The sequence below is a fragment of the Mameliella sp. MMSF_3455 genome (assembly GCF_030733205.1).
Lineage (GTDB): Bacteria > Pseudomonadota > Alphaproteobacteria > Rhodobacterales > Rhodobacteraceae > Antarctobacter.
Genome location: NZ_JASHJL010000012.1, coordinates 120,934 through 128,289, shown reverse-complemented (window position 1 = coordinate 128,289; position 7,356 = coordinate 120,934). Strand labels below are relative to the sequence as shown.

The window sequence follows — 7,356 nt, the reverse complement described above, 5'->3', positions numbered from 1 at the left end:
TGATCCCGGATGCCGAGAAGAACCAGCGCGGTCAGCCGGTCGGGGTCCACCTTCACGCCTTCCGTGCTGACGCCTTCCCGCGCAAGCTGTTCGGTGATGAAGCGGCCCATGTGCTCATCCCCGACCCCGGTGATGACGGCAGAGCAATACTCGGCCACGGTAGCGGCGCCGTTGTCGTGTCGCGGGTGGCGCCGATCCGGCGGCCGAAGCTGGACCCCTTCACGGATCAGATTGACCAGTGGCCGGTTGGGGACAAAGTCCGGCCACGCAAGCAGCGCCACACCGCAAAGCGGATCTTCGAGCGGTTGCGGGATAAGTGCTGGCTCGGAAGCGGTCCGGCAAGGAGATGTTCGTGCCGCTCAGCCATCCGCCGGGACACGCACAGGCGGTTTTTGGCGAATCTTTGGTCGTGATCTGCGGGGTGGAGCAGAAGGCGCATTTCTTCGCCTTTGACCTGCCGCACAGCGCTGCCTGTCTTATCCGGGCCTATCCTGCGGCCACCACCGAGGCCTGGCTGGATGGGCACGTCCATGCCTTTGCGTTCTTCGGCGCGGTCCCCCGGTCGATCCTCTACGACAATGACCGCTGTCTGGTTGCAAGGGTTCTACCCGATGGCCCCCGACAGCGAACACAACGGTTCTGCGCATTGCTGTCGCACTACGTGATCGACGACGGCTACGGGCGACCCGGCAAGAGCAACGACAAAGGAGCCGTGGAGGGTCTGGTCGGCTGCGCGCGGCGCAATTTCATGGTGCCGATTCCGTCCTTTCCGGACCGGGCCGCGTTCAATGCTCATTTGGAAGAGCAATACCGCAAACGGCAGGGCGATGTCCTGCGCGGCCACACGACCAGCATTGGCGAACGGCTGCAAGCCGATCTGGCGGCGATGCAGGATTTGCCCGCCGCGCCCTTTCGAAGCCTGCGATCTGCAAAGCGGCCAGGTCACCTTCACCTCGGTGGTGCGCTATCGCGGCAACGATTGCTCGGTGCCGTTTGCCTACGGCCACCACGCGGTCTGAATCAAGGACTTCGTCGCCCGCGTCGCCTTCGTGACCGCCGCGGCTCTCGAGCACGAGTTGATGAAAACCCGCGACGAAAAGCGCCTTCTGCAGCTTCAACGCAAGCTGGCCATGGTCAGGCTGCAGATCATCGACGAGCTGGGCTTCGTGCCGCTCGGCAAGACCGGCGCCGAGCTCCTGTTCGAACTGATCTCACAGCGCGACGAGCGCGGCTCAACAGTGATCACAAGCAATCTCCCTTTCGAGGAATGGACCGAAACCTTCGGCACCGAGCGCTTGAAAGGCGCGCTGCTGGACCGCCTGACCCATCACGTCAACATCCTGGAAATGAACGGCGAAAGCTACCGTCTCAACCAAAGCCGTGCCCGCCCGGCCGCCACCAATAAGTGATCCTCAACAAATCGGACTGACGGCCAATGCACATTGGAACGTGCTTGCCACTTGAGGGCCACACGCTCCAAGGCGCGCACCCCAAACTAGCCGGATTTTGCTCCGCCGTTGACAACAGGGTCAGCGTCAGACCGGCAACCGCGAAAAGCGTGGCCAGCGTGACGATGAAGGACGGCACCTGCGTGCGGGTCACGATCATGCCGTTGACGAAGCCGAACAGCGCGCCGACCGCGAGTGACGCGAATATTTCGAGCAGGATGGGCATCTCGTAGTAGCCAGAGATAATGGCAAACGTCATGGCAGAGGCCGGAAGGACCGCGCCGGTGGAAACAGCAAGCTCTTCCTCGATCATGAGGAAGCCAACCGGGATCGCAATCATGCCGACGGTCGAGGCAAAGTTCACCCAGGTCGACCCACCGCCGACCGAAAGGAAATTGCGCTGAAATCCGAATATGGCGAATACGATGAACACCATCGCGTGACCCATGAATGCCACCGCTGCAGGGCTGCGCATGAGGACTCCGAAGGAAAAGCTAGAAGAGGTTTCTTCGGCGCTTGGGATTCCACTGGAACCGCCTTTGGAAGTTGTGTCGGTCATCGAGCCCTCTCCAGAAATGTATCGCACGCACGCCACCTTGGGTGGGGCGTTGGAGGGGGACCCGGTCGGCGACCGACCGGGTCCCGTTTCGCAGAGGAAGGATCAGCGGGCGCCGAGCTTCACGCCGTCGATGGAGGTCTCGACGTTCGATGCGTCGACGATGGCCGGATCGGTCAGGACGGGCTTGATGGCCCGTTCGGTGCAGAACTTCAGGTTCGAGAACAGCATCGACGTCGACAGGAAGCCCTGGAGGTAGGGTAGTTGGAGGATCGCCATGGTTTGCGTTCCGGCCTAGATACGGTCGATGGCCGATGCAGAAGCGTCAGCCGCCCGGGCCGCGAGGTTGATAACCGCATCGATGTCCGGATCGACAATCAGTTCGGATTTGATGACCTCGGACGTACCGTCCATGTCCTGGTCGAGGGTGGCCGGAACCCGCAGGATCTAGGTTTCGGCCACCGCTTCGGCGGCACCGTCCTGAACACCCTTGCAGCGGGTTTCCAGGTTGACCGCATCGGGGTTCTGGATGTGGCACATGATCTTGGTCGCGCCGTATTCACCCATTTCTCCTTGGCCCGCGTCGAACGACATGATCGTGATACCCTGTTCCGCCGCGACCTTCAGGGCGGGCGTTTCCGATTCGGGCGGCCAGTTCGGGATGGCGATGCCATCGACGCCCTGCGCAACCTCTTCTTCGGTCAGCGAAACCAGGTCCGGACCAAAGTTGTCGTGGTTCTACGTCTGCAGGAAATTCACTGTACCCCACATGGCCTCGACCATCAGTGCGGCGTCCTCGGCACCCTTTTTGACCATGTTCCAGAAACGGTCCTGCGCAGAGCCAACACTCACTGCGATGTCCTGTGCCATGGCATCTGTGGACAAGCTGTCGGCAACGGCCGCGGGTGCGATGGTTGAGTTGAATTTCATGTCGATTTTCCTCCTCTGATATCCCGCCGTCTCGGCGGTCGACATTAGCTGCAATTCGGCCCGAAACATCACTTGATGAGACCCATCTCTTCGTTCTCGATGCTCATAACTTCAAAATCTGGAGGGCGAGATGGCCGCAGCCTCAACCAAGGGCCACTGGAAGGGTCCGACGGTCGAGGAGATCGCGAAGCTGGCCGGGGTCGGCACAGTCTCGGTCGACCGCGTTCACAACAACCGTCCCGGCGTCAAGGAAACGACTCGGACGAGAGTGCTTTCCGCCTTCGACAAGCTGAAGCATGAACAGGGCGAGGCCGCAACGTCACTGCGGATCCGGCTGCTCTGCGATTCCGGCGAAAGCTTTGATGCGATGGTCGAACTGGCCGTCGACCGGGTCAACCGGAGCGTCGCTGGCATCGAGATCGATGGCCACTACGTTTCGACCAACGAAATGGACCCGCTCCCGTTGCACGCAACATCGAGGACGCTGCCGAAGCCGACGGCCTGATCGTCAACGCGCGCGAGCACCCCGCGATCAATCGCGCGATCCGCAAGCTGGTGGGCTCTGGCCAACCGGTTGTGACCCTGACGACGGATCTGCCTTCTTCACGCCGCTCGGCCTACATCGGCAATGACCAATACGCCGCTGGCAGCGTCGCCGCGCAGTTGATCGGCCAGATTCTGCCCGAGAAACGCAACAGCATTCTTCTGACACTCAGCGTTTCGTTCACAACAAGAACGCGAAATGGGGTTTCGACGCGTGCTGCGCAGCGAGTTCCCGCACCTTAAGATCGAGGAACGGGTGACCTCGGACGACAGCACCGGCACGACCCGCGAACAGTTGGTCGCCCATATCGAGGCGCATGGTTGCCCGGCGGCGGTCTACAACCTGGCAGGCGCGAACCTCGGCGTGGCCGAGGCGCTGTAGGCGTTCGGCAAGACCCATGAAACGGTCTTTGTCGGGCACGAATTGCCCCCCTGTTCGCGCGGACTGCTGGAGGCAGGAACGATGGACTACGTGATTTCGCATGACTTCGTCGCCGAGGTCACAAGCGCCGTGGAATGGATCCGTGCGCATGCAAGCGGCACTGGTGTATCCAACCCGGCGCCAATCCAAATCTCCATCCATACGCGCTATAGTTGCGGGTTTTGATGTCACCGGCCTGGCGCACGAGGCTGGCGGCGACGGGAAACTGTGGAGAAAGGGACTTGAAGAACAGCCCTCAGGCTTGTGGGGGTCTCGGCGTAGAATTCATGCGGCAATTCCCGGGCTGTGAGCGAGAAGCCTTCCCTCCTTGCCCATGTTGTTTTGGGCTCACGTCCGCACGCTGATGGGTTCCGGCACGTCCTCAATGGCATCGACGGCGCAAAAGCCCCGCCATTCCCGCAACCTCCTCTGGCTGTCGCGCCCGACATTGGCGGGCTGCCGAGGCGAGCCCGGCTGGATACGCGTCAACGCGGTACCTGACTGACACTCGCCAATGGCTGCCTTCATAGGGCGCTCTGACGGCGCGTTCACGCTTGGACCAAGATCGCCCGGAAGTCACTCACATTTGTCAACGTTGGCCCCGTTGTAACTAGACTGCCGAGTTTCTCGAACACCGTAAAGCTGTCGTGCATCTCGAGCTTGCAACGCACGTCGATGCCGCGGCGGGCCGCATCGCCCTGAAAATCGGGATCGATGATCGCACCGGCAGCGGTCTCTGTCCCATCGATCCCGTCGGTGTCGGCCGCGATCGCGGAGATCAATTTGTGACCGTCCAGCGCGAGCGCGAGAGAGAGCAGGAACTCGGTATTGCGTCCACCCCTGCCGGGAGGCCTGTCGCCAACCGTCACGGTGGGCTCGCCGCCGGAGATCAGCGCGAGAACGAGGTCGTCGGCTCCGGCTTCGGCGACCGCGGACATGAGCTCGACCGTTGCGGCGCGCGCGGCGGCGTCGGGAACCGGGTGCGATGCCTCGCGCAGGGTGATCCGGTCCGTGGGCACCGCGTACCCGTAGCGCATCACGACAACGCCGGACAGGTCCACATCGGGCCAGGCGCGTTCGACCGCCTGCGCCATGGAGGCGGCCGACTTGCCGCCGCCAACCACGATGCAGCGACCGCGCGATTTTTCCGGCAGGTGCGCGGCAAGGACACGTGCAGGATCGGCAGCGCCGATTGCTGCCCGCAGCATACGGCCCAGCAGGCCGCGCGCGTCATCGTGCGTCATGCTCCAGAGGCTCAGATATTCTCGCCGCGGATCGCTTCGCACACCGCGTCTGTTACATCCTGCGTGGTGGCCTTGCCGCCCACGTCAGGGGTCAGGATGCCGTCGGCGCAGACCTTTTCCACCGCGCGCATCAGCCGGTTCGCGGCGTCAGCCTCGCCAAGATGGTCGAGCATCTGGCTGGCGGTCCAGAAGGTGGCCACCGGGTTGGCGATGCCCTTACCGGTGATGTCGAAGGCCGAGCCGTGGATCGGCTCGAACATCGACGGATAGCGGCGCTCGGGGTCGATATTGCCGGTGGGCGCGACGCCGAGGCTGCCCGCCAGCGCGCCGGCGAGGTCGGACAGGATGTCGGCGTGCAGGTTGGTGGCGACGATAGTGTCGAGGCTTTTCGGATCCTTGACCATGCGCACAGTCATGGCGTCGACCAGCATCTTGTCCCAGGTAACGTCAGGGAAGTCCTTTGCCACCTCGGCGGCGATCTCGTCCCACATCACCATGCCGAACCGCTGGGCATTGGATTTCGTGACCACGGTCAACAGCTTGCGCGGACGCGAGCGGGCCAGCTCGAAGGCATAGCGCATGATTCGGGTGACGCCGGTGCGGGTAAAGATGGACACCTCGGTGCCCACTTCCTCGGGCATGCCCTGGTGCGTGCGGCCACCGTTGCCGGAATATTCACCCTCGGAATTCTCGCGCACGATGACCCAGTCGAGGTCACCTGGCCCCACACCGGCCAGCGGCGAGGTGATGCCGGGCAGGATCTTGGTCGGGCGCACGTTGGCGTATTGGTCAAAGCCCTGGCAGATCGGCAGGCGCAGCCCCCAAAGCGTCACGTGGTCGGGTACGTCGGGAGCGCCCACGGCTCCGAAAAAGATCGCGTCGAAATCCTTGATCTGGTCGCGCCCGTCCTCGGGCATCAGCGCACCGGTTTTCTTGTAACGCTCTGATCCCCAGTCAAAGGCCGTCACGTCGAAGGTGAAGCCGCCATCGCGCCGCGCCAGTGCCTCGAGCGCCTGCAAGCCCGCCGCGATGACCTCGGGCCCGATCCCGTCGGCCGGGATTGAGGCGATCCTGTAGGTCTTCACCGCATCTTTGGCCGCTTGCGCACCGCCGGACGGCGTCGTTGCCGTATCCCCGCCTTTCAGGATCGTCATGTTGTCTCCTCCTCGTGAACGCTCGTCCCGTTTGGGCGAGAGCCTACAGGCGCCGGTCCGGGCTTCTCAATTCCACACCGATTATATAAGATTTCGCGATAAACTAGCGAGCAGGTGCCCATCGTGAACATCACGCAGTTGAAATGTTTCCTTGCCGCGGCAGAGACGCTGCATTTCGGACGCGCTGCACAGTCGTTGGATATTCTGCCAGCGACACTGGGGCGGCACGTCAAGCAACTCGAGGACCATCTGGGCGTGTCCCTGTTCCATCGCACCACGCGGGCGGTGTCACTGACCGAGGCGGGCAACCGCGTTCTGGAAGATGCGCGCGCCCTGGTCACCCAGGCCGAAGCGCTTGAAGAAAAGGCGCGCGCCGTGCGCAGCGCCGAGGCGCATGTGCTGCGGGTAGGCGCCATCGACAGCGCAGCCGCCGGGCTGATCCCGCAGATACTGCAGCCCCTGCACGAGTCGCACCCGGATCTCGAAATCCAGATCGTCGAGCAGAAGACCATCCACCTGCTGCCGAAATTGCTCAGCGGCAGTCTCGACATCGCATTCTGCCGTCCCCCCGACGTGCGCGATCCAAAGCTGGTGTTCCGCACGCTGTTCTACGAGACCGCCGTGGTGGCCCTGCCCAAATCTCACCCGCTGGCCGACCGCGCGGCAATAGAGATCGCCGATCTTGCCGAAGAACCGCTGATCGTCCCTGACCGGCGGTCCCGGCCTCATTCGCATGACTTGACCATGTCGCTGTTTCTTGGCGCCGGATTGACGGCGCGCGTGGCCCAGATCGCGGAAGAAAAGCAGACCATCGTCAACCTTGTGGCGGCGGGCACCGGTCTTGCGATCGTGCCACGCTGGACATCGCGGCTACGGGTCGAAGGCGTGCGCTTTATCCCGTTGGCCAAGACGGACGCGACATCGCAGGCGAAACTGATCCTCGCCGCCTCCTGGGCAAGAGGCACGCGCGACCCACTGCGGGACGTGTTCCTGACCGTTCTTGAGGCTGAACTGGAGGCGCTCGAAGCCTCTGCCTGATTAAACCGCGAGAGAATATAAT

At 62.9% G+C, this 7,356-nt stretch carries 11 protein-coding genes and 2 pseudogenes; 6 read left to right on the top strand and 7 right to left on the bottom strand.

What is annotated here, in order from left to right; genetic code table 11:
- Nucleotides 1–227 (bottom strand): hypothetical protein (locus tag RBB42_RS11370; protein ID WP_305967835.1); only part of this gene is annotated, 227 nt, incomplete at its 3' end.
- On the opposite strand from RBB42_RS11370, the pseudogene istA reads away from it, so the two are divergent.
- Both istA and RBB42_RS11360 read left to right on the top strand, forming a co-directional pair.
- A pseudogene (gene istA / locus RBB42_RS11365) lies at nt 132–1,016 on the top strand (IS21 family transposase); the annotation flags it as partial. The gene RBB42_RS11370 and the pseudogene istA sit on opposite strands and share 96 nt — an antisense overlap.
- Before the next feature lie 24 nt (nt 1,017–1,040).
- Nucleotides 1,041–1,409, top strand: a pseudogene (locus tag RBB42_RS11360) (ATP-binding protein); the annotation flags it as partial.
- On the opposite strand, the gene RBB42_RS11355 reads toward RBB42_RS11360, so the two are convergent.
- The 4 genes from RBB42_RS11355 to RBB42_RS11340 form a co-directional block, all read right to left on the bottom strand.
- A complete protein-coding gene (locus tag RBB42_RS11355) occupies nt 1,369–2,007 on the bottom strand; it encodes an ABC transporter permease (RefSeq protein ID WP_305967826.1) in 639 nt (212 codons plus the stop codon). The pseudogene RBB42_RS11360 and the gene RBB42_RS11355 sit on opposite strands and share 41 nt — an antisense overlap.
- 102 nt (nt 2,008–2,109) lie before the next feature.
- On the bottom strand, nt 2,110–2,283 hold the full coding sequence (locus tag RBB42_RS11350) for a hypothetical protein (RefSeq protein ID WP_305967825.1): 174 nt from the start codon (nt 2,281–2,283) through the stop codon (nt 2,110–2,112).
- Nucleotides 2,284–2,451: 168 nt separating this feature from the next.
- Nucleotides 2,452–2,598 carry a hypothetical protein gene (locus RBB42_RS11345; RefSeq protein ID WP_305967824.1) on the bottom strand — a complete coding sequence of 49 codons (147 nt, stop codon included), beginning with the start codon at nt 2,596–2,598 and terminating at the stop codon, nt 2,452–2,454.
- A 144-nt stretch (nt 2,599–2,742) separates the two neighbouring features.
- The gene (locus tag RBB42_RS11340; protein ID WP_305967823.1) at nt 2,743–2,934 is read right to left on the bottom strand and encodes a hypothetical protein; all 192 of its coding nucleotides are present in this window, start codon (nt 2,932–2,934) and stop codon (nt 2,743–2,745) included.
- Between the two features lie 130 nt (nt 2,935–3,064).
- On the opposite strand from RBB42_RS11340, the gene RBB42_RS11335 reads away from it, so the two are divergent.
- From RBB42_RS11335 to RBB42_RS11330, 3 genes are read left to right on the top strand one after another with little or no spacing between them, the layout of a single operon-like run.
- Nucleotides 3,065–3,439: a LacI family DNA-binding transcriptional regulator gene (locus RBB42_RS11335; protein ID WP_305967822.1), complete on the top strand. Its 375-nt coding sequence runs from the start codon at nt 3,065–3,067 to the stop codon at nt 3,437–3,439.
- Nucleotides 3,409–3,720, top strand: coding sequence for a substrate-binding domain-containing protein (locus RBB42_RS28115; RefSeq protein WP_371931804.1), 312 nt, complete (start codon nt 3,409–3,411; stop codon nt 3,718–3,720). Before RBB42_RS11335 ends, RBB42_RS28115 begins: the two co-directional genes overlap by 31 nt.
- A complete protein-coding gene (locus RBB42_RS11330; RefSeq protein WP_305967821.1) occupies nt 3,677–3,859 on the top strand; it encodes a type 1 periplasmic-binding domain-containing protein in 183 nt (60 codons plus the stop codon). Before RBB42_RS28115 ends, RBB42_RS11330 begins: the two co-directional genes overlap by 44 nt.
- 587 nt (nt 3,860–4,446) lie before the next feature.
- Here the strand turns inward: RBB42_RS11330 and RBB42_RS11325 are convergent.
- Nucleotides 4,447–5,142: an MOFRL family protein gene (locus RBB42_RS11325; RefSeq protein ID WP_305967820.1), complete on the bottom strand. Its 696-nt coding sequence runs from the start codon at nt 5,140–5,142 to the stop codon at nt 4,447–4,449.
- 11 nt (nt 5,143–5,153) lie between these two features.
- Nucleotides 5,154–6,227: a tartrate dehydrogenase gene (locus RBB42_RS11320; protein WP_305967834.1), complete on the bottom strand. Its 1,074-nt coding sequence runs from the start codon at nt 6,225–6,227 to the stop codon at nt 5,154–5,156.
- 192 nt (nt 6,228–6,419) lie between these two features.
- Between RBB42_RS11320 and RBB42_RS11315 the strand changes: the two genes are divergently transcribed.
- Entirely contained in the window at nt 6,420–7,334 is a 915-nt protein-coding gene (locus RBB42_RS11315) for a LysR family transcriptional regulator (protein WP_305967819.1), read from the top strand.
- Nucleotides 7,335–7,356: the final 22 nt, after the last annotated feature.

Coding starts and splice junctions, on each gene's coding strand:
- RBB42_RS11340 (WP_305967823.1), bottom strand. CDS start 2,934: ATGAAATTCAACTCAACCATCGCACCCGCGGCCGTTGCCGACAGCTTG.
- RBB42_RS11345 (WP_305967824.1), bottom strand. CDS start 2,598: ATGTCGTTCGACGCGGGCCAAGGAGAAATGGGTGAATACGGCGCGACC.
- RBB42_RS11335 (WP_305967822.1), top strand. CDS start 3,065: ATGGCCGCAGCCTCAACCAAGGGCCACTGGAAGGGTCCGACGGTCGAG.
- RBB42_RS11325 (WP_305967820.1), bottom strand. CDS start 5,142: ATGACGCACGATGACGCGCGCGGCCTGCTGGGCCGTATGCTGCGGGCA.
- RBB42_RS11330 (WP_305967821.1), top strand. CDS start 3,677: ATGGGGTTTCGACGCGTGCTGCGCAGCGAGTTCCCGCACCTTAAGATC.
- RBB42_RS11350 (WP_305967825.1), bottom strand. CDS start 2,283: ATGGCGATCCTCCAACTACCCTACCTCCAGGGCTTCCTGTCGACGTCG.
- RBB42_RS11355 (WP_305967826.1), bottom strand. CDS start 2,007: ATGACCGACACAACTTCCAAAGGCGGTTCCAGTGGAATCCCAAGCGCC.